This window comes from Bradyrhizobium sp. WSM471 (assembly GCF_000244915.1).
GTDB lineage: Bacteria > Pseudomonadota > Alphaproteobacteria > Rhizobiales > Xanthobacteraceae > Bradyrhizobium.
Genome location: NZ_CM001442.1, coordinates 2,370,801 through 2,394,728 on the forward strand (window position 1 = coordinate 2,370,801; position 23,928 = coordinate 2,394,728).

17 protein-coding genes and 3 pseudogenes are annotated in these 23,928 nt (G+C 57.3%); 7 read left to right on the plus strand and 13 right to left on the minus strand.

Annotated elements, in window-relative coordinates:
• Positions 1-332 precede the first annotated feature (332 nt).
• Positions 333-536 carry a hypothetical protein gene (locus BRA471DRAFT_RS10220; RefSeq protein ID WP_007606827.1) on the plus strand — a complete coding sequence of 68 codons (204 nt, stop codon included), beginning with the start codon at positions 333-335 and terminating at the stop codon, positions 534-536.
• Here the strand turns inward: BRA471DRAFT_RS10220 and BRA471DRAFT_RS10225 are convergent.
• The 7 genes and pseudogenes from BRA471DRAFT_RS10225 to BRA471DRAFT_RS10255 form a co-directional block, all read right to left on the minus strand.
• On the minus strand, positions 533-2,002 hold the full coding sequence (locus BRA471DRAFT_RS10225) for an undecaprenyl-phosphate glucose phosphotransferase (protein WP_007606828.1): 1,470 nt from the start codon (positions 2,000-2,002) through the stop codon (positions 533-535). The two genes, BRA471DRAFT_RS10220 and BRA471DRAFT_RS10225, sit on opposite strands and share 4 nt — an antisense overlap.
• A gap of 253 nt (positions 2,003-2,255) precedes the next feature.
• Positions 2,256-3,875: pseudogene (locus tag BRA471DRAFT_RS10230) on the minus strand (IS66 family transposase).
• A 67-nt stretch (positions 3,876-3,942) separates the two neighbouring features.
• Positions 3,943-4,362 (minus strand): IS66 family insertion sequence element accessory protein TnpB, encoded by a 420-nt coding sequence (gene tnpB / locus BRA471DRAFT_RS10235; RefSeq protein WP_371258308.1) that lies wholly within the window; start codon positions 4,360-4,362, stop codon positions 3,943-3,945.
• Positions 4,283-4,489: an IS66 family insertion sequence element accessory protein TnpB gene (locus BRA471DRAFT_RS39690; RefSeq protein ID WP_231171088.1), complete on the minus strand. Its 207-nt coding sequence runs from the start codon at positions 4,487-4,489 to the stop codon at positions 4,283-4,285. The genes tnpB and BRA471DRAFT_RS39690 overlap by 80 nt, the downstream gene beginning before the upstream one ends.
• Before the next feature lie 491 nt (positions 4,490-4,980).
• Entirely contained in the window at positions 4,981-6,978 is a 1,998-nt protein-coding gene (locus BRA471DRAFT_RS10245) for a hypothetical protein (RefSeq protein ID WP_007606831.1), read from the minus strand.
• Positions 6,979-7,089: 111 nt separating this feature from the next.
• Entirely contained in the window at positions 7,090-8,295 is a 1,206-nt protein-coding gene (locus BRA471DRAFT_RS10250) for a polysaccharide biosynthesis/export family protein (protein ID WP_035973828.1), read from the minus strand.
• 185 nt (positions 8,296-8,480) lie between these two features.
• Positions 8,481-10,796 (minus strand): polysaccharide biosynthesis tyrosine autokinase, encoded by a 2,316-nt coding sequence (locus BRA471DRAFT_RS10255; RefSeq protein WP_007606834.1) that lies wholly within the window; start codon positions 10,794-10,796, stop codon positions 8,481-8,483.
• A gap of 301 nt (positions 10,797-11,097) precedes the next feature.
• Between BRA471DRAFT_RS10255 and BRA471DRAFT_RS38290 the strand changes: the two genes are divergently transcribed.
• Entirely contained in the window at positions 11,098-11,343 is a 246-nt protein-coding gene (locus tag BRA471DRAFT_RS38290; RefSeq protein WP_007606836.1) for a hypothetical protein, read from the plus strand.
• A gap of 202 nt (positions 11,344-11,545) precedes the next feature.
• Here BRA471DRAFT_RS38290 and asnB read toward each other — a convergent pair whose 3' ends face one another.
• Complete coding sequence (gene asnB / locus BRA471DRAFT_RS10260) at positions 11,546-13,294, minus strand: asparagine synthase B (protein WP_088930965.1); 1,749 nt, start codon at positions 13,292-13,294, stop codon at positions 11,546-11,548.
• 677 nt (positions 13,295-13,971) lie between these two features.
• Between asnB and BRA471DRAFT_RS10265 the strand changes: the two genes are divergently transcribed.
• On the plus strand, positions 13,972-15,123 hold the full coding sequence (locus BRA471DRAFT_RS10265) for an acyl-CoA dehydrogenase family protein (RefSeq protein WP_007606838.1): 1,152 nt from the start codon (positions 13,972-13,974) through the stop codon (positions 15,121-15,123).
• 152 nt (positions 15,124-15,275) lie between these two features.
• Here the strand turns inward: BRA471DRAFT_RS10265 and BRA471DRAFT_RS10270 are convergent, their stop codons facing one another.
• Entirely contained in the window at positions 15,276-16,199 is a 924-nt protein-coding gene (locus tag BRA471DRAFT_RS10270; protein ID WP_007606839.1) for a thioesterase domain-containing protein, read from the minus strand.
• Positions 16,199-18,133 carry an amino acid adenylation domain-containing protein gene (locus BRA471DRAFT_RS10275; RefSeq protein WP_007606840.1) on the minus strand — a complete coding sequence of 645 codons (1,935 nt, stop codon included), beginning with the start codon at positions 18,131-18,133 and terminating at the stop codon, positions 16,199-16,201. The genes BRA471DRAFT_RS10270 and BRA471DRAFT_RS10275 overlap by 1 nt, the downstream gene beginning before the upstream one ends.
• Positions 18,134-18,503: 370 nt before the next feature.
• On the opposite strand from BRA471DRAFT_RS10275, the gene BRA471DRAFT_RS10280 reads away from it, so the two are divergent.
• From BRA471DRAFT_RS10280 to BRA471DRAFT_RS10290, 3 genes are all read left to right on the plus strand, one after another.
• Entirely contained in the window at positions 18,504-19,340 is an 837-nt protein-coding gene (locus tag BRA471DRAFT_RS10280; RefSeq protein WP_007606841.1) for a hypothetical protein, read from the plus strand.
• Positions 19,341-19,344: 4 nt separating this feature from the next.
• Positions 19,345-19,791, plus strand: coding sequence for a hypothetical protein (locus tag BRA471DRAFT_RS10285; RefSeq protein WP_035973830.1), 447 nt, complete (start codon positions 19,345-19,347; stop codon positions 19,789-19,791).
• Between the two features lie 164 nt (positions 19,792-19,955).
• Positions 19,956-20,861, plus strand: a complete 906-nt coding sequence (locus BRA471DRAFT_RS10290; RefSeq protein ID WP_007606843.1) for a polysaccharide deacetylase family protein — start codon at positions 19,956-19,958, stop codon at positions 20,859-20,861.
• A 58-nt stretch (positions 20,862-20,919) separates the two neighbouring features.
• On the opposite strand, the gene BRA471DRAFT_RS10295 is transcribed toward BRA471DRAFT_RS10290, so the two are convergent.
• On the minus strand, positions 20,920-21,957 hold the full coding sequence (locus BRA471DRAFT_RS10295) for a glycosyltransferase family 2 protein (RefSeq protein WP_007606844.1): 1,038 nt from the start codon (positions 21,955-21,957) through the stop codon (positions 20,920-20,922).
• Between the two features lie 459 nt (positions 21,958-22,416).
• On the opposite strand from BRA471DRAFT_RS10295, the gene BRA471DRAFT_RS10300 reads away from it, so the two are divergent.
• Entirely contained in the window at positions 22,417-23,559 is a 1,143-nt protein-coding gene (locus tag BRA471DRAFT_RS10300; RefSeq protein WP_007606845.1) for a hypothetical protein, read from the plus strand.
• Positions 23,560-23,578: 19 nt separating this feature from the next.
• Here the strand turns inward: BRA471DRAFT_RS10300 and BRA471DRAFT_RS38295 are convergent.
• A pseudogene (locus BRA471DRAFT_RS38295) lies at positions 23,579-23,718 on the minus strand (IS481 family transposase); the annotation flags it as partial.
• Between the two features lie 20 nt (positions 23,719-23,738).
• Positions 23,739-23,885: pseudogene (locus tag BRA471DRAFT_RS39695) on the minus strand (IS481 family transposase); the annotation flags it as partial.
• Positions 23,886-23,928 lie beyond the last annotated feature (43 nt).

Below are 23,928 nucleotides of genomic sequence, written 5' to 3' on the forward strand. Positions count from 1 at the left end.
GGTAGTCCTTTGATTGATTCTAGCGCAACTTAAGGGCGGCCCAGATAATATCCTCCTGAACCTGGGGCACCGATGACGTCGCTCGGGCCACATCTGACTTTCGACAAGCGCGATGCTGTCGGGCCGGCACCGGCCGAAAGCGGCGCGCTTGCGTAACTTAAGTTCTGGGAGTGCGGCGGAAGCCGCATAATGCGCCCTGGTCTTCGGCCCGGCGAGATAAGGATAGGGAACTCGCGGGGGGTTATTTGGTCCTTAACCACGCGACCGACTTTGTTTTTCAAAGGTCGATAGGCCGGAGTAGCTTCATTACCGATGCATATCGGGAAATTGCTATGAGCCAGGATTGGGAACGCATCGAGCGAGAGTTGGCCGAGGCGATGCCGGGCGTCGCCCCTTCGATCGATCAGTTGAATTTTCTCACCGACAAAAACTCAATGAGAGACGCGCGTTGCCCGTCTCTGCAGGCTAGAGAAGCAGTGCTAGAGCACATCGCACAGGCTCTTGAGGATGGAAGGATCGAGGCGCGGGTCGATTAGTAGGCGTTCCGGCCACGTAACACTTCGTACGGAGTTCGAAGAAGGATCCAGATATCCAACTTGAAACTCCAATTCTCTATATACCAAAGATCACATTCCACCCTGCGCTCGATCAACTCGGTTGTGGGCGTTGGTCCGCGGTAACCGTGTATCTGAGCCCAGCCGGTCAACCCAGGTTTGACGCACTGGCGAAAGCCATAGTTCCTTACGAGCTTGTCAAATTGATTGTCGTGCGCGACCGCGTGCGGCCGGGGACCAATAAGCGACATGCTACCATGCAGCACGTTGAAGAGCTGCGGTAGCTCGTCAAGACTTGTGCGGCGAAGCCACTTTCCAACACCTGTAACTCTGTTATCGACGGCGCGCGCCTGGATCACCGCGGGTCCGTCTTCGAGCACTGTCATCGTTCGGAATTTGCAGATCTGGAAGGTTCGGCCGTTGAATCCCATCCTGTGCTGTCTGAACAGAATTGGGCCCCGCGAGGTAAGCTTGATCGCCACCGCGATGAAGACAAGCATCGGCGCTATGAGGATCAGCATCAATCCCGCACCAAAGAGGTCAACGCACCGCTTTGCGGTACATTCGGCGGCACTGAGGGGGCCTCGTTGCAGCTCAATGCTCACCAAGTCGCCAAGATCCCTGGAGGGACGCTTGAAAGCCTCAGCGGCCGGGCCGGTTGGAACGAATGTTACGGGAAAGGGCAGTACCCTGAGCTCAGCCGCGAAGTCGCGGAGTTCGGGCCATTGGTTCGTATCGGCCGCAACGACCACCGCTTCGATGTCAGAGCCCCTGATACGCTCAATCACGTTGGCAGCAAGCCTTCGGCGAATGTTCGAGTTCACGCCTGGTCGAGGCAGCGCAAAGCTTTCCTTGATGTCGAGACCAACCGCGGCCAAGGTATCGAAAAAATCAGGACCAGAAGCTTCGTGCCCGGAGATCAACACAACCTTGAGCCCGGAGAAACGTCGCTCGGCGAGCCCCTTTGTAAGGAGGCCTTTTGCGAGCATTCGATTGGCCAGCAGTGCCACAAGGCCTAGTCCCGCGAAAAGCATGCTTGTGCCGCGCGACAGCTCACTACCAATTTTCAGCGCGAAAACTATGCCGGACAGAAGCAGAAAAACGCCCGCCCACGTGGCAAAAATCATTCGGGCCTGGCGACGCCAGGCGAGAAGCGCTGTGGGCTCGTAGAGGCCCTGCGATTTCAGGCACAACGTAAAAAGCGTTGCGACAAGAATGGCAGAACCGATCGGCTGCCCCAGGTCGACGCGCATGCCTTCATGGACATGATGTACACAGGTCGCCAAGACGCTCGCCAAGGCAATCGTTGCGACATCGAACAGGATCGTTGCTGCCTCGATGGAATGATAGCGAATGGGCCATTTCCGAATCGGAACCGGGGGAACGTCGCGGCCCTGAAAGGCCGAGCTCCGTAGTTCGGCATGGAGGCGTTGGTCAATGAAATTCATTGGATTAAAGCCTTCCAACTAGATTAATTAACCAGAAATTAATGAATGAAGGAAATAACTCATACTGGCGCGGCAGTCAAATTAATTAAACTGGGAACGAAGACCCGAGCTAGGCTAATCAACCAGCTTTGGGGATTTCGAATCCGCGAGAATACTCTGAAATTGCCCGAGCAGAGATGCAATTATAAGTTGCTCATGTCCTCATCGGATTGGTAGCAGGGTAAGCATTCGGTGAGAACCACGGCAGGACCACTCAGGCGGCCTGATCGACGCGCCGGATCGTGTCGCACCAATTCCACGGCAGGAGTTCGTCGAGCCGGTGGCGGGATGCTCTGCGATGCGGTCCAGAACGAAACCCAACCAGGTTTGCGGGCCGATGTCATTCATCTTGGCGGTGACGATCAGGCTGTACATCAGCGCGGCGCGATCGCCGCCGCGGTCGAGCCGCAGAAAAGCCAGGACTTCCTGCCGAGCGCGATGCCGCGGAGTGCCCGTTCTGCTGCGTTGTTGGATAGACAGATACGGCCGTCGTCGAGGAAGCGGGTGAACGCGCTCCAACGCTTGAGCATGGAGTCCATCGCCTTGGCGACGTCGTTGCCGCGCGACAGCTTGGCACGTTGCTCACGCATCCAGCGTTCCAGATCGGCAACAAGCGGTGCGCTCAGCTCCTGCCGCACGGCCCGGCGCCGTTCCTGCGTCTCGCCATTCTTCCGCGCTCGATCTCGAACAGAGCATCGATCCGGCGCACGGCTTCAAGCGCCAGGGGAGAGATCACCGCCGGCTTCTTGCCGCCTTGCGCCTTGCGGCGTGCGTTCTCGGCCAGGTCGGCCAGCACGAACAACGGCCGCCGAGCGTGGACCCAGCAGGCGGCTTCCAGTATTGGACCCGCATTGCGGCAGCCTGCCATAGCCGCCATAGGCGTCGGCCTGGAAGATCCCGCTGTAGCTCGCCAGATGCGCCTGCGGATGCTCGCCGGCGCGATCGCGTGAGTAGTAAAACACAGCCCCTGGCGGGGCCTGTCCGCCGAACGGCTTGTCGTCCCGGACATAGACCCAGATCCGGCCAGTCGAGGTCTTGCCCTTGGCCAGAACCGGCACCGTGGTGTCGTCGCCGTGCAAGCGCTCGGCGGCGAGCACATGGGCTTCGAGGCGATTGAACAGCGGCATCAGCGCGAGCGTGCAGCCGCCGGCCTGGTCGGCAAGCGTCGAAGGCTGACTGGCACGTCTTCCCGGGCGCAGCGCTCGGCCTGCCGGTTCAGCGGCTGGTGCTGGCCAAACTTCTCGAACAGCACCATCGCCAGGAAGCTCGGGCCGGCCCAGCCGCGGGCGATGACGTGGAACGGCGCCGGCGCCTGGCTGATCTTCTCGCAGTCCCGGCAGCTGAACTTCTCCCGGACGTGCTGGATCCCCTTCCAGGATTTCGGAACCACCTCCAGCGTCTCGGTAATGTCTTCGCCGAGCTTCGACAGCCGCATCCCGCCGCAGCAGGCGCACGCCATGGGTCCCGGTACGACCACGCGTTCGCGAGGCAGATGATCGGGGAACGGCTTGCGCGATGGCGCTTGCGGCTGAACGACGCCACAGTCGTCGTCCCGTTCGCAGTCTTTGTCGCGGCCATTTCGTCTGTCAGTTCGTCCTCGGTCGCAGAGGTCTCGAGTTCCTCCAGCGTCAGCTCAAACTGATCCAGCAGACGTGCGGTGCGCTCCGAGCGTGAACCATGCCGATCGCGGTTCAGCCTTTCGATCTGCAGCTTCAGATGCGCGATCAGCGCCAGGTCGTCCGCGCGCACGATGGCGAGTTCGGCGCGCGCCGCAAAGCAACGCCGCGTGCAGCGCTTCGATGTCGTCCGGCAGCTTTTCGAGGCCGTCTTCCATGCCTCAATGGAATCATAAAAGCTGCTTGGCGCCGGCTTTTTACAATCTCAGAGGATTTTTGCGCAGCCTATCCAGCGCTCTGCGGACGCCAGCTGTGTTGCGGATTGGGCCAGTCGATCGCTTCCAACAGATAGCCCAGCTGGGCCGCGGTCAACGCCACCACGCCGTCCACCGCCGATGGCCAGATGAAGCGACCTCGGTCCGGCCGCTTGGCGCAAAGCGACAAACCGATCCCGTCGTGCCACAACGCCTTAATCAAAGTGCAGGCGCGACCGAACACGAAGACGTCCCCGGCAAACGGATCACGCCCGAAGCCTTCCTGCACCAGGAGCGCCAGCCCTGCATACCTTTGCACATGTCGGTATGCCCGGTCGCGATCCAGATCCGCGCGCCTGCTGCGACCGGGATCATCGGCGCTCCAAAATGCCGAGCACCCGCGACAACGCGGCCGCGTCGACGTCAACATCGACGATGATCCGGCGATCATTGCCCAGCTCGATCACCATCCGGCCGCTCGCCCGCGTGGCAACTTGTATCGGCAGCGCATTCGGCGATGCTGCCGCGCTCACCACGACCGCTGGCACAAACGCCGGCTTGGGCTGCTCGGTAGCCACACCACTACCCCAGCGAACAGCCGACGCCACGTCAGCAGCAACGACCGCGATATCCCGCGCCGCCGCGCCGTCGACGAAATCGCCCGCGGCGCGTGCATGCTCTCAAGCAATCTTCAGCTTCTCGTCGTCCGTCCAATGACGGCGACGGCCGGTCTCGACCATCTCGAGACGCTCAACCTGAGTACTGAACTTATGGCTGTCCATAAGTGCTGTTACAAAGTAATCCGCTCAGCCCCACAAGACCGCCCCCACCGGAGGCAGACGTAGCAGGGCTATGTTTCCGCGTTGAGACGCTCCTGCCTTTGGCGTTGTTCACGTTCGCAGAAGCGCTTTGTTGGGGCGCGTCGAACGGCGTCTATGCTGCTTTTCTCTGGGGATTAGCCGCGGAGGCCTTCCTTCAAATTGGCTATGTCACCGGGATGTGTGTTCGAGCCAAACTCCAGCGCGCAGGGCTCGTGCACGTTGAGCCCTCGAGGAGAGAGGCATAACGTTCACCGCGGCCGCATTTCCTTCAGAAAGACCGGGTCAGTCTCGGCGATTTGTCGTTCGGCAAGGCGCCGTCCGTCAACACTTGCCGAAGCATAAGCTTCGACGAGTGTCGGCCTCAGAGCCGGCAGTCGGCTTACAATGAGACTGACGTCCCGCTTGATCATGTCCTGAAGCTCGAGATCGGCAACCGCGCCGCTCAAGCGCAGCGCAAGCTTAATCCTCGCTGGTACGAGTTCAACGTCGTTGGGAGCCGTGTAGTACGCCATCTTAAGCAGTGCGCCTGGATCATAGGCGCCCCACTTATGCTGGTCCGCCAGCAACGCGAATGTCAGCCAAACATCACTTCGGTATGGAGACAATCTCAAGGCTTTGAGAAGATCATGACGCACAGCTTCATCAGAAGTTCGTGTCGGCGTCCCTTGCAACAGCGCCGCGCCTGCAAAACCGTATTCTGCCCACAGATCGCCACGAGCGATGGCAATCGATGCAGCATTCGCAAGGCTATTCTTTTCACGGACCGAGACCGGCGGATACGTCGCTCCAAAGGCGACCGTCTTGGTTCCCAACAGGAAGTACGTTGGAAGCAATACCCAGGTTGCCTGCGCTGCCAGCAATAGTCCGAACAGGGCGCAGCATGACCGCATCAAGGGTCTATCAACGGTCAGCCCGGCAACAACTGGATGCGTTCTGTCGACGTCGCGAGTTCGCAGCGATGAAACGACGTTCTCAATTGCGCTTCGGCTTTGGGCATACGACAGGCCGATGCATGCGCTGATGATCAGCAGCGCTGAAAAGCTCAAGGCGTCGCTGTTAATGAACGCCGTCATCGCGGTCGTCACTAAGACGCCAGCGCCCGCAGCGGCGTAAACGTAATCCCTGCTGCGAGCCAACGACCCCTTCGCAAGAACAATGGCCGCTGCAGCCATAACGAGGATCGCAGCGAGCAGGAAGGTCCGGCCCATCTCTACCGCGACGATCGTCGCCGCGGTTTCGGAGACGTGGCGAGTAACGTCGCCAACGTCACGGTAGACCGGAAGTATGTCCTCGAAGGCGCCCGCTCCATAGCCAAATGGCCTTGCATCTGACAGCAGCAGGTCTGTCGCACTCCAGCTTTTTTGGGGGGACATCAATTTTGTGATGTCCACGTCCGTTTTGAGCGGCGCGATGGCCACGAAACCAAGAAGAGCAACCACGCCGGTGGTCAAAACCCCCGCCTTGCCCCATCTTCCCCAGCGCCATTTTCGAACGATATAGATGCTGACCGGGGCGCTCATCCCAAAAATCGCTGCGAAAGCCAGCGTCAGCTCTCCCAGCATCATCATTGAAAATGTCCCCAGGGCGAATGCTGCGGTCGCTACCCCAAGGCCCACGACCGCGTGCAACCTGGATTTTGGCTGGCGACGTTTGCTGGAATATTGTTCCCGGACGTTAAGTACCGAAGCGCACGACAGGATGATCCCGATCGTAGAAACGAGGACGGCTCCCGCGGCGTCGGTATCGAGGCTGTGAACGTAGCCGAGCTCGGAAGCGAGCTGCAGTCCTGCGACAAACGCTGCAATGGCAGTCAGGAGGTAGAGAAAATTCTCCGCAGATTGTCGATCCACGGTTGCGGCGCTGACCGCAATCCCTGTTGCGATGACAACGCAATACCGGGCAAATGACAGGAGTGTCGCTCCGGTGTCGATCGATATCGTCCCGTCGATCGGCATTCTCAGCGCGCTGGATGCTGTTGACCAGATGGCGTCAGACGGCCAAGGTGAGGGAGCCGGTACGACTTGGAGCAATATCCATAAGCCCGGGACGATCAGCGCAATGAGCGCAGCCGGGCGCATGTTGCGGCACAACCTGTCGATGGCACCCAAGCGTGAACTTAAGGCGAGGCGGATAAGAGCGACCGCCATCATGGCGCAACCGAAGCCAGTTGCACCTTCGGCTCGAACCGCACTGAACGCCACGGCGAAGGCAACGAAAATTGCCGAGAAGTAAAGCCAAATGAACATACTGCTGCCTCGAGAGCCGGAGGCCGACATCGCCTCCCTGCGATCAATGTCGCAGGGAAAGGGCCTCGTGGCTGTGCTCGATGAGATCCGTCGCCATCACAATGGCCAACTTCAGTGAATCGGTGTGGGCGTTGTGATGACCGTTGCCGAGCCAGTACCCTGAATGGTGTTCCTGAGGATAAGTCCGTTCGTCGCGTAGGTGATGGGGTCGTTCGCGGTAGCCATGATGGTCCGCAGGAAAGTCAGGAATTTCGTCGTCTCAACCGACGCGGCGTTCGATGTGTAAATCACGTCCTTGTTCCTCATTTCGAAATTTTGTGCGAGGAAATACCCCGACGGATCGCGAAGATTGACATTATAAACGATAGGTATGATTGGGCCGGCAAACTTCGTACAATCCACGCCAAGTCGCGCCGCAACTTCGCGCGTTTCGCCTCTATACAAAAACACCCAGCTTGGATCGGCGAGGGAGTCGTTAAGGCCGCCCTGCTTGCCGACAGCTTCCGCGAGCGAAAGTCTCCACGCGTCAAACTTGTAGAGGCCCTGACCGGCAGAGGCCGATGCGCCAGCAGCACCCACCGCGACGAATGTCTGTGGCTGGCCGAACACATAGATCACGTCGCTCGGGAGCACGTAGATGTTGTTCGTGGGTTCGTACAAGAGAGCGCCAAAAGGCACGCTGGCGCGATGACCCGATCGCTCAAGCGAGACCCACATATCGTAGCCTTGAGTGCCTGGACCGCCGGCTCTCGCAATTGCGTCAAGGATGCGTTCACCCGAAGGGCTTGCAGGGAAGCGGCCAGCTGTGCGCACATCCCCCAGAACGCTGATAAGTGATGTGTTTTGCTGGGCGACTGAGACCACCACCTGCGGTTCAAGCGCACGTGCCTTGAGCTTGCCGACAATGTCCGCTTGAACCTCGGTAGGCGAGCGGCCTTTTGCCCGCACCTCTCCGGCGTACGGAACAGCGATGTTCCCGTTCTCGTCGACCGCCTGATTGGGGACTGTCACAAAGTTTCCAGCCCGCACGCCATTCTCGGACGTGAACAGCCCACCGGCCGCGGCCTCGAAAATAGTCACGCTGACGATATCACCGATGCCGAAGCGAAATGCCTTCGGCGGCGACCGGTCGGCAAATGCCGTCGACAACCTCGGTATATATTGACCGAGCGTCTGAACGACTTCGGGGGTGACCTTTACAAGCGCGTAAGGAACGCTAACTGGCTGTCCGCCCTCTGATTTGTTGAGTACATCGACCCCCTGCGGTCCAGTCGTCGGCACGATCGAACACCCGGCGCAAAACAGCACTAGGAGCATGGCAGTTCGTTTCACCGTCATTTGCGCAATGGTAAACAGGAGATCCCCCGCACGCTCGTCGGAAAGTCAGCGCTGGGGAGAATGCCATTTTGTATGGAATCTGGACAGGCCGTCGTGACAGCCCCAGCAACTCGGTGCGAGAATGTTGCCAAAATGCAACAAACGCAAAGCGCGCAAAAATAGTGTTAAGCGTCGGTAAGACCGTAGTGCACGTAGTGGTCGTCGCTATAGTAGTCGCTTCTGTGGGAATCGTACTGGAGCATCGCCCGAATGTCTGTCTTGTTGAGAACGACGCCAATCAGGTTCTCATAGACATTTGGTGCCGTGTGCAGGGCGTGTTGCACCACATCGATTTTGGTTTTCCCCCACTCGACGACAAGCATAAAGCAGTCGACCAGCGTCGCCGTGGCGCGGACGTCGACGATGGGCGTCAGAGGGGGCAGGTCGACAATCACATAGTCATAGGTGGTTCGTAAGCGAGCGAACAACTTGCGCATGTGTTCGGTTGCCAGAAGCTCGCTGCTATGAAGCAGCGGCCGAATCTTAACCACCGGCAAAAAGGCCAAATTCGTCTTTGGCTCCTGCCAGATCGCCTCTTCCAAAGAGCATTTTTCGAAAATGACCTCAAGCAAACCGACGCTCGCATCCGGCGCGAGGGCCTTTGATAGAGACGGGTTTCTGAGATCACAGTCGACGAGGATTACGCTCTTTCCCCCCTGTCCGATCAGTTGGGCAAGAGACGCCGCGATCGTCGACTTGCCCTCATGGGGCAGTGAAGACGTTATGCCAATGACCTTGTTTGTCGTTTGCGTCGGATTGAGGTCAATGCCCAATTTGATTGAGCGAATCGATTCCGCAAACCGCGACAGCGGCATATTCATCACGGCCCAATGCAAAGGCGAATGCGTGGAAACCGTCCTCCTGCCGGTTTCCCGATCCGGCAGTAGGCTGGCTTTCAGTTTCCGAAGCCTGGCCGCTTGCAGAAGTGGAACGACGGAAAGGCAGGGGAGGCGCAGAGCTGCCTCGAGCTGATCCGGCGTCCGGAACACCCGGTCCATCGTTTCTCTGAGCAAGCCCAGTCCAACGCCAAGACCAAGACCTCCGAACAAGGCGATCGCAAGTATGATTGTCGTCTTGGGCTTGCTTTTGCTCTGAGGAATGGAGGCGGGATAGATGACCCTGGCATCCGAAATAGGGAAGGATTCTTGCTGCGCCGATCCCATATATCGCTGCAGGAACGTGTCGTAGAGCGTTCGATAGCCTTTGGCTCGGCTTTCGAGCTCCCGCAGAGTGACTTCCGCCGAATTCGTCGCCCGTGACACCGAAACGGCCTCTGACAACTGCTTTTCGAGATCTTGCTGGCGTTGCTTGGAAACCTCGTAGTCGCTCCGGCTCGTTTCTGCCAGGCGGCGGACTTCGTCGAGTACGGACGCTCGAATTTCGCGCATTCGAGCGCGCAGGTTGACGACACTGAGGTGGTCCTTGCCGAACCGCGCCGACCATTCGCTTTCCCGCCTGACCAGCTCGAGGTATTGTTGGCGCAGACTGTTGATAATAGGGCTCGCCAGCGCATCCGATCCAGAGGCGTCGAGTGTGCCGATTGACTCCCCCTTAGAGGGATTCTCCTTGAGAATACTTTCATAGCGGTTTAGGCGCGCGAGCAATTCCGCCGTTTGAGCCCGGGCCGCTACGATGCGGCTATTCACCTGAGTAACTTGCTGCTCGTCGATAGGTTTTCCTTCCGTCGAGAAAATGTTGTTTTGAGATCTGTAGGCGTTGACCGCGCGCTCAGCGGTTTCAGCCTGATCTCCTAGCGCCTTTATTCTTTGTTGCAGCCAGAGAGTTGCCGTTCGATTGGCCTCGAATTTTGCATTGAGCTGATCTGCGATGTACGCGTCGGCAATTGCGTTGGCGATCTGGGCCGCACGCGCCGCATCATTCCAGCTGAAAGTCAGTTCGATCACGTTGCTCAAGTTCACGCGCGCTGCTGTAAGCCGCTCTTGGAACGCCGTCATAACGTCGCCAGCCAGTCGCGCCTGTGACTCGCTTTCATCGGGGCCTGGTGTGCCACCAAACCACTTGCGAAGGCGGCGTCCCATTAATGTCAATGGAGAGTCCGTGTTCCTCGTCAGGTCGGCCGTGAGGTCGAGTTTGTCGATGACATCGCTTGCGATAGCCTTGGATCTGAGAATTTGCAGCTGGGTTTCTATTTCCCTCGGGTCAAAGGACGGTTCGGCAACGGCAGACTGTTGCTGAATGAACTGCGCCTTTTGATTTCCCAACAGGATGCGCACTTGAGCTGTGTAAGTTGGTGGCGTGATGCGAAGGTAGATCAGGCCAGCAGCCAGGGCGAGGACCGCGCCAAAAATTACGATGGCGTACTGACGACGCAAAAATCCACGTGCCAAATTCACCAGCGGACCGATTCCGGTCGCGCCCCCCGGCGGCGGGCCGTCGGCATTGCCGAGCGCAGTCCTCGATCTGTCGGTGTTCTGCAGCATCCGGTCTTTCCCGCGTTCCGTGACAGGCCAGCCAAGACACCCGCAAGTTTAAAGCTTGCGCGAAATCCGGACAGGCCCGTTCAAACCATATCGATAAGTTAGTGCACGTCAAAATTTAAATCGACGAGAGGCGAAATTAATCGTGAATCAAGTGGTCGGATTATGAAAAACTGGAACCCTAAGTCACGGATTGCATTTGATAATAAATGCGATCAAATGCCGCGGTGTGTTTAATTTTCAGGTGTCGGATGTATATTTGTGTTAGAAGATCAGAATTATAACAGGTGACGGGAAGCTGAACATGTCCGCAATTTTGAAGATTGTCTTAGTTCTGTTAGCCGTGTCGGGTACCGCAACCAGCGGCTATGTTTTCTACAACGCTGCTCTTTCGTCTAACGACTGGGTCTACGGCGGAAGATCTCCCACCAATTGGGCCAATGGTGGGGTGCATGGCGCTCCGGGGCCCATCGCCGGTGCGGGTATTCCGCTCGCGGCCGCGGCATACGGCGTTTATTGGCTGATGAAGCGACGTCGCAAGCAGGACTGAGCAACCAAAGTCGCTCGGTACTCGAACGCGAACGGTTCATTGGAATCAGCACGATCATCGCTGTTTAGCCCTTGACGAAAGGGAGACCGAAGGCAGATGCATTCGGTTTCCCCATTTCGACATTGCCGATCCTTTAGCGGTCTCCTAGGCCACTCTCGTCGAGCCTCCGGGCGGTAATTTTGCCGCGACGCTCCAGGGACAATCAGACCGACTCTGTTGCCTGAAGGTGCACGCTCCGCACAGCCCTTCCTGAAGGATCATCCATTTTCGCAAATTCCTGCGACCAGCGAAATGCGGTGGGCGTCGAACAAGCGATCGACGGGCCTACCGGAACCGTGAGGCAGGCGGTCGGATTTTGGAAAATGCGATCGAAGATGGTCCTGTACAGATAGCCCTCCTTCGAAGTTGGCGTCTGGTTCGGAAATGTCCGCTCCACGATTGACATCATTTCATCAGTGACCTTGCTGTTCGCGTAGTCCTTCAGGGAATCGATCCAGCCATAGCCGACACCGTCCGAAAACTGCTCCTTTTGACGCCACAGAATCTCATCGGGTAGAAGGTCGGGAAAGGCTTCTCGCAAAATGTTTTTTTCGATTTTTTTTCCCGGGCACATCTTGTCCGCGGGGTCTATTGACATGGCGTAGTCCAGAAATTCCTTGTCCAGAAATGGTACGCGCGTCTCGAGCCCCCAGGCGGCTGTGGCCTTGTTAGCGCGACAGCAGTCGTATTTGCTCAAGGCGAACAGCTTTCGAACAGTCTCTTCGTGAAATTCTTGTGCATTCGGGGCCATGTGAAAATACAGATATCCGCCGAACACTTCATCCGCGCCTTCTCCCGAAAGCACCATCTTGATGCCCATCGACCGTATCTTGCGCGCCATCAGATACATGGGCGTTGCCGCTCGAATTGACGTAACGTCAAACGTCTCGAGATGACGGATGACATCCGCCACTGCATCAAGCCCTTCTTGGATCGTGAAGACAATCTCGTGGTGAACCGTTCCGATGTGCTCGGCCACCTTACGCGCGAAGCGCATATCCGGAGCGCCTTCAAGCCCGACGGAAAAGGAGTGAAGGCGAGGCCACCAAGCTTCCTCGGTATCGCCTGATTCTATTCGTTTGAACCGGTGTTGCGCGGCGATGGCGGCGATGAGAGACGAATCCAGGCCGCCGGATATCAAAACGCCGTAGGGAACGTCGCACATGAGTTGCTGCTTGACCGCAGTCTCAAGTGCCGTCCGGAGTTTCTGAAGCGAAACCTTTTCCGTCGGCGCTTGGTGCTCCCAGGATGGATTGTACCATTTGACGAAAGTCCTGTCCCGCCCAGTATAGTAATGGCCTGGCGGAAATTCCTGGATCGTTTCGCAGGTGGCGTCCAGAGCCTTCATCTCGCTCGCGACGTAGGTTGCCCCGGCACGATCCCACCCGATGTAAAGCGGAATGATGCCGATGTGGTCTCGCGCGACAAAAAAGTCACGCTTCTTTTCATCGAACAAAGCAAACGCAAAAATCCCGCTGAGCATATTGCACACGGCGGGGCCATATTCGTCATAAAGATAGAGGATGACCTCGCAGTCGGATTTCGTTTTCCAGGCGTGATGTTGCTTCAGCTTCTCTCGAAGCGAGACATGGTTGTAGATCTCGCCATTTACGGCCAGCGCCCGACCCGCCATTTCGTCTATCAGGGGTTGGGCCCCGTGCTCCACATCGACGATTGAAAGTCGCTCATGAGCAAGCACTGCGCCTTCATTCGAGTAGACGCCGCTCCAATCTGGTCCGCGATGTCTGATCATCTTGGACATTTCCAAAGCGCGGTTACGCGCCGTTTCGAGTGGTTCCTTGAACTCGAAAATGCCAACAAAGCCGCACAATGCAATTACTCCACTATGGAAAATGCCTGCCGTGGTGGTGCAAAATTCACTATCAGCCGCAAGCAGGAAACGGCGGGTCATATTAAATCGGGTTTATTTTATTATATATAAAACAAAAATTTGCAATATGATTTATTATTTTGCTTTGCGTTATGCGTTAAAGTCATTGGCCATTCGGAGCACTTCGATACGGGTCGCTGCGACGGGGGCGGACCGCTTTTACTGCTCGCTCCGAGCGAATAGGGGCGCACTACCAGTTTCGTTAATGACAATCCTGGCGCCGAGCCCCTTTTTGCCAAGTCGGTCGACCTGGGATTCTGTCCCGGCCTCGCAGGAGACCGAAAGATAGGGGTTCGGGTTGACCAAACCGGCGGTCGCCCGAATGCCGTTGCCGTCGGTTGGAGGTCGGACGGCCGCACTCACGCGACGGACGTGCTCGGCACAATGCAATCGTCTGTCTTGCTTGAAGACGCATGCCTGTCACGGAACGCAAGTGGGTCGAGGTTGACCGAATGTGTCGATCGGAATGATCGCAATGCGTGATTTGGCAAAGGGCCATGCGATTACGTCGGGCCAGTCTTAAATCCCCGATCAGGAGGCAAGCCATCGTCCCGCCACGCGGCGTCTTGCTCCGAATTGGCTCTCTCTGTTGTTACTATCTGCCTTGACCGATTCAAGAAATGGCGCCTGCGCCCCTTGCCAAACGCTTGGCCGATGCTGCAACGTCGGTGTGCACGATCCGAATGTGAGTCGAGATGATGATGCCGACACGTCCTGAATCGCCTTGGATGAGCGATGAGACAAGGATCTTTCAGAACTCGGTTCGACAGTTTATCGAAGCGGAGCTTGTCCCAAACCATGCGCGTTGGTCCGAACGTGGCTTCCCCGACGCTTCGGCTTGGCTCAAGGCAGGTCAGGTTGGATTGTTACTTCCGGACGTACCTGAGAAGTATGGAGGGGGAGGTGGGACCTTCGCCTATGAGGCCGTTATCATCGAACAGCTTGCTCGGAGCGGTGTCCACTTCGGCTTCAACATTCAGAGCATAGTTGCACATTATATCCTCGCCTATGGAAACGAAGAGCAGAAACTTCGATGGCTGCCGCGAATGGCCGCTGGCGAACTTGTTGGTGCGGTCGGATTGACGGAACCCAGTTCGGGATCGGATCTCCAGAGCACCAGAACCACAGCGCAAAGAGATGGCGATCATTATGTGATCAATGGATCAAAGACGTTCATCACAAACGGCTGGCAGGCCGGTCTTGTTTGTCTCGCGGTCCGGACTGATCCCAGAGTGTCCGGGCCGAGAGCCCTCTCACTGCTTGTGATTGAGACCAAAGATCTCCCGGGATATCGGGTAGGCGAGCCACTCGAGAAGGTCGGTCGGCACGCTCAAGACACTTGTGAATTGTTTTTCGACGAAGTGCGTGTTCCCGTCGGGAACCTGCTTGGCCCGAGCGAGGGGCGCGGCCTGTTTCAAATGATGGATCAGTTTCGATACGAGCGGCTGTCGATCGGACTGAGCGCGGTCGCGGCAGCGGAGCGCGCCATCGAAATCACCACCGCATACGTAAAGGAACGTAAGGCATTCGGCAAACCTCTGCTGGACCTGCAGAACACGCGCTTCAAGCTCGCCGAATGCAGGACCGAGGCGCATGTCGGTCGGGTGTTCGTGGATAATTGCATCCAGCAGTTTATCAATGGTCAGTTCGATACCGTTACCGCGGCCATGGCCAAATACTGGCTCACTGATAGCCAGTGTCGGATCATAGATGAGTGCGTGCAGTTGCACGGCGGCTACGGCTACATGCAGGAATCCGCAATTGCGCGCTTGTGGACCGACAGCCGGGTCCAGCGCATATACGGAGGTGCGAACGAGGTGTTAAAGGAAGTGATCGGCTCCTCGCTTTGAGCCAAATCGGGCCGTTCGACGCGGGTGGCATCCAGGCTGCCATCACAATCGTCTTGACCTGGTGCTGCCGTTGCCAAATTCTTGCAGTGCGCCCGGAATGGGGATCGGCCGGGACCTTGGCGGCTTCTCGCCGCCAAGCGCGTATCGGAGCCTCAGGCGCCGATCTGGTTTAGCCGCTCTTGCATTGCGCCGGCGAGGACGCCGACGTGCTCGCCGATCAATAGATCATTGACCTCAAACTTCTCAAGATGGTGTTCGCTGACCGAGCGAGCAAACGGCTTCCAAAGGTGTGCGCGATGCCACCAGTCGGCTGTAATGAAGAGGTCGACATGGCCGTCATAAACCCGCGGCGTATAGTTGTGGACCGCCGCGACTGTTGCATTCTCTACCCGGCTTCTGGCGGCGAGATTGCTGGCTCCCACGAGTTCCACGCCCTTCTGTCGTTCGAGCCTCAATTGAAGGCGGCGTTTGAACGCGCTCGGGGTCAGCACTTTCAGGTAGCTGGAAAGGCGTACGAGCAACAGCGATGTTGGATTGAACATCGTCGGATACGCACTGCCTATGAGCGCAAGCAGGGCCACTTTCTGTCCCATTGCTGTGAGCTGTTGCGCGACCTCGAAGGCTAAAGCTCCGCCTGCACAGTGCCCTGCAATCAGATAGGGGCCTTCCGGACGGTACTTGCGGATTTGCTGGACTTCATAACGTGCGAGATCTTGGACCGTTGAGAGCGGCTCACTGCCATCGAGACCAGGCGGTTGAATGCCGACCATCGGCTGCTCCGCGTGCAGGTGTCGCGCTAACGGAAGCATACAAAAGATGTCGCCGCCGTGGCCAGAAACTGCAAATATCGGAGGCCTCGATCCATCTGGCTTGATAGGCACGATCGAGGTTCGTTCGATATTCCGGGCTTCGGCTTGCCGGAGAATTGTCATGATCGATTGCTTGCGGCTGGCAAGCGCCTGCTTTAGCTCATCATCCAACGCCCCTACCGGGGCGCTGCACTTCAATTGCGTATCCTCGATCCACAGGCGGACGTCGCGGGCGCGAAGCGTCGAAAGGAGGGCTGCATCATCCATCACAGATTGAACTCTTCACGAGCGCCTGGAGAAGTACTGGTGCTCTGGTTGGTGATCACGAGCATATCGATCGCCTCCGAAAGTCCGGCGATCGTCGGTCGCTCGAACAGAACAGCAATCTCGAGGTTGATATTGAAGAGCGCGCGCAGTCTCGCAACAAGACCGACGGCAGTCATAGACTGCCCGCCAAGATCAAAGAAATCATCCTGAATGCCGATCCCTTCCGTCCGCAACAGCTCGTGCCAGACAGCGGCAATGGCCTTTTGAGTCTCGGTTCGTGGGGGGCCGCCCTCGCCCCTGCTGGCAGCAAGAGGCGCGGGGAGAGCCTTTCGGTCGACCTTCCCGTTCTGGGTGAGCGGGAGGGCTTCGAGCAGCATGAATTGCGAAGGGACCATGTATTCGGGCAGGCGGGTTCCCAACGATTCCTTTAGCTCGTTCATGTCCAGCGCACCGTAACGGGGGACGATGTATCCCACGAGCTGACGGTTTCCTGGCTCGTCCTCGCGAGCAATCACGGCGCACGCTTGCACGTTGGGTTCGGCCGCGAGATTGGCTTCGATCTCACCGAGCTCGATGCGGTAGCCGCGAATTTTCACCTGATCATCCGCTCGGCCGAGATACTCCAGGATGCCGTCGTTGCGAAAACGAGCCAGGTCTCCGCTTCGATAGAGGCGCGCGTCTGTTTCAGTGCTGAATGGGTCCGACAGGAATCGTTCCGCGGTCAATTCGGCCCGGTTCAAGTAACCGAGGCCAACGCCAGTCCCACCGATAAACAGCTCGCCCGCCACTCCGGGCGCGACCGGCTTCATGTTCTCCTCCAGAACGTAGAGCTGTGTATTGGCGATTGGACGTCCGATGCAGACAGAGCCGCTTGTCGGATCACCAATTTGAACCTCGTGCACGCAGCAGCCGACGACTGTTTCGGTCGGACCGTACTCGTTGAACAAACGCGTCGCAGGCGCATGTTCGCGCCAGAGGCGGAGAGTTTCGGCAACGAGGTTTTCCCCGCCGATCACAAATGCGCTGGCTGCATCTGCGGCCTGCTCGGGCGCGATTTGTGCGTTAAGCAACTCGAGATGCGCGGGCGTGATCTTGACGAGACCTCGCTTTCCGGGGGCTTTGAGGGCGGCCATGAGCCCTTGAGCGCCAACATCCTCTGGCAAAAGTTCAACGGTCCCGCCGCCCAAAAGGGTGGTGTAGAGACTTGTAACCGTCAAATCGAACGATATCGATGTGTGAACCGGTACGGCAAACCCTGCAGCCACGGGGTAAGTCTTGATCGCCCACCACAGGTAATTGACCAGGCCCCGATGCACGATCATCGCCCCCTTCGGCCTGCCCGTCGAGCCGGACGTGTACATGACGTAGGCCAGATTTGAGGGGATCGTTGCCGACGGGGGATTAGCCTTGGACTCGCCGCTCAAGATTGGCGAATCGACATCCAGGCAGATGACCTTGTCTACAGGCGTCGTTAAGAGCGACAGGCACCCTTGTTGCGTTAGAAGGACGAGCGGGTTCGCGTCCTCGATCATGAAGGACAACCGCTCCTTAGGATAGGCCGGATCAAGGGGAACGTATGCTCCGCCTGCTTTCCAAACGGCCAACAAGGCCACGATCAGTTCGGGAGAGCGCTCGAAGCAAACACCCACCAGAGTGTTGGGACCAACCCCACGCTTGCGGAGATAGTGAGCGACACTGTTGGCTCGCTCGTTTAGATCGCTATAGCTTAAGCGGCGCTCTCCGAATGTAAGCGCAATTGCGTCCGGCGTGCGCTCGACCTGAGCCTCAAACAATTCTTGCGCGCAAACTTGCGGAAAATCAGCCTGAGTGTCGTTCCACGCGCGCAGTTGCGCTCGCTCCTTGTCGGACAAGGTGCCCCAAATGTCGGAGCGATATTCCTTCGATGGATTTGGCAACGCTTCTATCAATGACACAAATCGCCTCCCGGTAGTTCGCAACCGTACAAACTGTTTGCCCGCGTAAAAAGCTTCCCAGCTGTGCCCGCGTCCTGGAAACGCGTCCGCCAGGTCCCTAAATAATCATAGAGCGTTTCCAAATTTAATTAAATAGCACTGCTATGGTAAATTATTTCAAGGGGGAAAAGAACAATAAAATCAGTATGGAGAAGCGCTGCATGAGCGTCACGCTTTTTTGTCGCTATTTAATTTTATTGTTTTGAAGTGGGTCTTTCAGCTATTCTGGAAGTCGGACTTGGTCCGCAACTGGCACTCGGAAGCAAGATGAGTTTCCTTGGCCGCGGGGCGCGCCTGGAATTTGAAGTCCAGGAGCAGGTCATCGAGCGAAATGGCTGAAGATATGACCGCCATCTTGAAATATTGCCCGACCCGCGGCGAGCTCTATGCGGGGGTATTCATAATCGGTTGCATCAACGGCTTGGCCGCGAAAGCCATTTCGTCGGTGCATCGGATCGGATGGCAGGATGCCGTTTTGGGCACGTTCGATGTGAGCGCCGTGGTTATCGCGGCATGCTTTGCAGGAATTTCGCTGGTCCTGTCCGACAGAACTGAGCTGGCGCGTGCCGTCGACGTTGCCCTTGCGGCCATTCTCTTGCTGGTCATCGCACTTCCCATTGGCGCGGCTAGTTGGATCGCTGTTGCCATGCTGAGCATCTACGTGTTGTCGACCCAGCAGGTATCCGAACCATTGCGTCGCGGGGCAGTCATTCTCCTGGCCACCACGGTTCCTATGCTGTGGAGCCGCCTCATCTTTGATATGTTCGCAAAATATGTGCTGGCAATCGATGCGTGGCTTGTCGGATGGATGCTGGGAACGGATCGGCACGCCAATATGGTCGAGTTTGCTGATCACTCGGGAACACTCGCGATCTTCCCGTCGTGTTCGTCGCTCGCAAATGTATCGCTCGGCCTGCTGTGTTGGATCGCGATCAGCGAAATGACAGGCCACAGAAGGCGCCCGCAAGACATCCTCTGGTGCGGACTTGTATGCGCATGCGTCATCGCAGTGAACGTCCTTCGTATGAGCCTCATGGGGCTGAGCTACGCGCATTACGCGATGCTTCACAGCCCGCTATCCGAGTTGGCTGTGAACGTCATTATTCTGATCCTCGTCGCTGCAATCAGCATGCTAGGCGTTAGACGTGACATATTCTCCCGCGCTTAAGTGGATGCTCATCGTTTTGATCCCGCTGACGATCGGGTGGAAATTGATGTTGAAGCCGGAAGATCCGGTCGAGATACAAAATGCGATTGCTGTGTTTCTGGCCGAGCAGAAGTTTGAAGTCGTCGTCAGCGACGAGAACCTCGAATACATGCATATCGTGGATGCAAGATCACCCTCGTGCCATTTGCGGGTAGCCAGGGTCTCGCCGCTTGGCCACGAGGCGGATCTCATTCGCAGGTTGAACGAGCTGAACGGTCGTACGTATTTTGTGTTCAGAAGAGTGGTCTACTCGGACCAACCAGTCTACCTGACGGTTGTCAACTATATCTGGTTCAGGTTTCTTCGCGAACTCGGCTTCGTGTCCCGGGTTCCCCCCGTCCTCGCTGTCGTTGCCTCTTGTGAGACGGACCAATTGCCATGGAGCATGCTGCGTTCGCTCGAGCCGACCTGAGGTATGAGCGTCAGATGCCTCGGTTTGACGGCCCCTCCGGCGCGCGCGGCTGAAGAGTGTTAAAGCTTACTTCCAGGACAATTGACCTCCCTTATTTTTTGACTCGGAGCCTAATTCCAGGCGGTTGGAGCAATCTTTTTACTGATCTCATGATATGGAGTAGCATGAACTTTCATCAATTTCTTAAGTGCCGCACGATGAGAGCGATAGAATTTCGCCGGTACGTGAAGATCCTGATCAGCCTGAGTTATTATGCTGGTCGCACGATCTTGCGTTTCATCTTGGGGCGGTCGTCCGCGCAGCGCCTTACCGTACTTTACTACCACGGTATCTCGGCTGAAGACCGGCCAGCGTTCGAGCGTCAGATTGATGCTCTTCACCGCAGAGCCCAGGTGGTGCCGGCCTCACACCGCGGCCCCCTCCCTGAAGGCAAGAAATGCGTTGCAATCACGTTCGACGACGCGTTCGTCAGCGTCGCCCAAAATGCCCTTCCCAAGCTTGCTGAGTATGCGTTCCACTCCACCATATTCGTACCCGTGGGCTGGCTTGGGCGCGCGCCGGGATGGGTTATGAACGAGATCGAAGGCGCAATCGGTACCGGCGGAAGTTCGGAGGCCCAGGAGGTGGTTATGTCCCGCGAGCAATTGCAGGCTCTTAGTGCCTCGCTGGTCTCGCTCGGGTCACATACGATAAGCCATCCGTTAATGCCATCTCTCGGTCCGAAGCAGCTGCGGGAGGAGCTTGAGGACTCGAAAGTTCGATTGATGCAATTGAACAGGGGACCAATTCTCGATTTCTCATTTCCCTACGGAGAGTATGACGTTGGTATGCTCGCCGATTGTAGGGCGGCCGGCTATGAAACGGTGTACTCAATATCTTCGCAAGAGATCGATACAACGGCTCCTGATATGTTGCGTGGACGGACAAAGGTGGATCCGTCCGATGGCCCGCTGGAGTTCTTTTTGAAGTTCAACGGCGCCTATCAGTGGACGAGATTGACAACCCCACTCAAGCGGTTCTTGGGATCAATGAAGGGTGGGGGGGCGCGCGACCAAGTCACGTCCCGATGAATGGGGCGCCGAAACCCGTGTCCCTCTCATATCGCTGCAGCGAACGTGGCGAACGTATTCACTTATCGTGAAACTGCGGCTGGCCTGTTTCGCCTCGTATCCCCGCGAACAAACCTCTCGCAGCCGCTTCGAAGTTTCTTGGCGAGCGCGCGACGAGATACATCATCGCGTGGATGCAACCAAACAATCCTGCCAGCAAAACGTAGCGGGGCCAGTGCATCCGGACGAAAGTGAGATTATTGCGGCTTTCAAGGTAGACCGAAAGGTAGGATCTTTGTGCTCGACGACGGCCCGATCCGATTGTCGTGCCCCCTTTGTGCGGTACAATCGAGTCCGGCGCGTATCCAAGACCGTGCTTTTTTGCTCGCTTTGACCAATCGGCGTCCTCGTAGAATAGGAAGAAGCGTTCATCCATGGGGCCAATGTCCTCGAGGCAGCGCCTCGTAACATACATCGATCCACCGGCGATGCAGTCGAGATCAGCCTCTATCGACTTGAGGTCCACAGGAGTGTTGATGGGCTCTCCGAGGCCGATCAGCGCGAGATCTGCTCGAAACTTGCGCCATCGATGACCGGCGCGGCAATGAACATACGTGCTGTGGACATCAGGCACGATAGTGCTGCCGACCATCCCCTTGTTGCCAGCCGAAGAGCGATCCACCAGAGCTTTTAAAGCGTCCGGTTCGGGTTCCGAGTCCGGATTGAGCACCCATACTCCATCCCACTCTGGATTTGGCAACACGCGATGAATCCAGACGTTGGTGCCTCCGGCGTACCCCAAGTTTTGCGTTGCGCAGCCAACCCACACACGGGTGCTGCGCCCCTTGAGCGCAAACCGGGCGATCTCGATCTGTCGGGAAGGAACGGCCGGCGGTGCTTCCGGGGGCGGATCCGAGCCTCTGGTGCAGGGCCCTCCCGGCCCGATCAGTGTGTCGCACAGCAGAACGAACGCTTCATCTCCGCCGTTCTCGCAAATGAAGACGTCAAAGTGCGGTTCATCCGTCGAGCGCGACAGCGCGGCGAGGCAAGCCCGTACGTCTTCGGGGTTGCGGAAGCCTACAATGATGATCGCAATGCGGTGCTGATCCAGGGCCATTTACCTTCACTCAAAGAATCCTATCGAGAACAGATTGATGCGTTAGAGCCAATGCAAGCCGATGCCAGGAACGCCGGATGGGAGACATCTGGGCGTCTGGATCATCGGCATTAGAGAGATATTTCACCGAACTGCAACTCCTGTTCCGACTCTTTGCGGCGTCCCGCGCAGGGGGTGAACTGGCTTTGTAGGACCGCGCCGTGCCGTGAACAATCTTTGCGTCGCGCTTGCTTGAAGTGCTGGTAAACGTACGTTCGGGACTTGCCCCCTCGCCCACAGCATGACCAACCGGCTCCTGTGGGCATCGCGCCAGAACGGCGGGGCGCCGATACGAGCCTGAGCAATTGCGATGTATCAGTAAAATGCCTCGCTTGATTTGCCTTTTCGGATAAGTCGGCTAAATAATCGATGTGCAAGAGGTCGACGCAATCAATATCGTTAATTTTTAGCGGATCCATTATGAATGTCCGAGATGCTTTGACACCGGCAAATTCTCCGCTGGTGGATTATGCCCTGAAAGGTCTGGATCGATGCTGGCTCGGCGAAAGCGGTCGCTGGTCTCATATCTATCATTTGGACGGGCGCAGCGAGCCAAATGAATCGGTTCCTCAAAGCGATGTATTCTATACTCTCAATGTGCTCCTTGGGATGACGCGAGTACCATCAGTCCCCGCTCACGTTAACCTGCGCGAGATCTTCTTGCGCAATGCGCGACAGTTGAAGGCGCTCCCCGTTTCCAAATACGCGTTAGGCGTGGCACTCTGGACTTCAGCGGAGCTAGGCGTGGCGTTGCCCGACGATATTCTTCGCCATATTGAAGGGCTCGTTGCCGACCGGAACCAGTGGCGGTCCTTTCGTGCGCAAGATCTTGGCATGATCATCGCCGGTGTGGTGGCGCAAGCGAAGATCGATAGAAAGTGGACGTCGAGGGCTGCTGAGCTGGTTCAATTTTTGCGTGATCGATACCATTCGCCATCAGGTCTATTTTTCGACGCGGCTCAGGGACCAAGGCGTCGGTTTGCGTCTTTTGCGACCCAAACTTATCTGCTTCTTGCTTGCTACACTTATGGCGAGCTGACAAATGACAGCCGGCTCATAGAGATCGCCAACGCGACCACCCGAAAGCTGATCGGCCTTCAGGGCCCAGCTGGCGAATGGCCGTGGTTCTTCGATGCAGCAAGCGGAAGGGTGCTCGACTTCTACGAGGTGTACTCGGTTCACCAATACGGTATGGCTCCGGCGTTTCTTGAAATGGCCGAGCAACACGGCGTACAAGAGGCGCGCGATGCGATCTGCAAGGGATTTCGGTGGGTCCTGGGCCAAAACCAGCTCTCCAAGTCGATGCTTGTGCCCGACTTGCACTTGAGCATCCGCTCGCAAGTTCGACGAGGGGAACTGAAATCAAAGGGGCCGAGAGTCATGCGTTCGATTAGCAATGCGTTACTCCAGCACGACGCCTCGCTGATTGATCCTTCAGAAATTGAACTTCGCCTCGAGTGTCGAAGCTATGAGCTTGGTTGGATTCTCTGGTCGTTTGGAAGTCGTTCTGACCTGCCGGAACTGACACATCATGCAGCTTTCACACGGGCTAACCAGACCTAATATGCCTGTCGTTCTAGGACTAGGTGTTCAGTTCCGAGGTCAAGTGGATGGGATCGAGCCGAAAGCGGTCTGGCTCGTTACCCAAGCTGTACAGATGGCCTCGTAGGGTGTGAGGCCGCGTAGTGTCTTCAGCCGCTTGGCGAGGTTGTAGCCGTCGATCTTCGGACCCATCGGCGGTGAACAAAGGTCCGCTTGCGCCACTTGGAGACTGTTTTCTGATTAAGGGCGTGCCGGGCGGCTAGATCTTTGAGCGGAGCTTTCGATAGCTGTATTGCCGCTCGGTTGGCGTGCGTGGTCGTGGCGCTGCCGTGAAGTATCTGTCCCATAACTCCTCCCGGAATGAGGGATCAGCTTGGCTGGTTTCCCCCA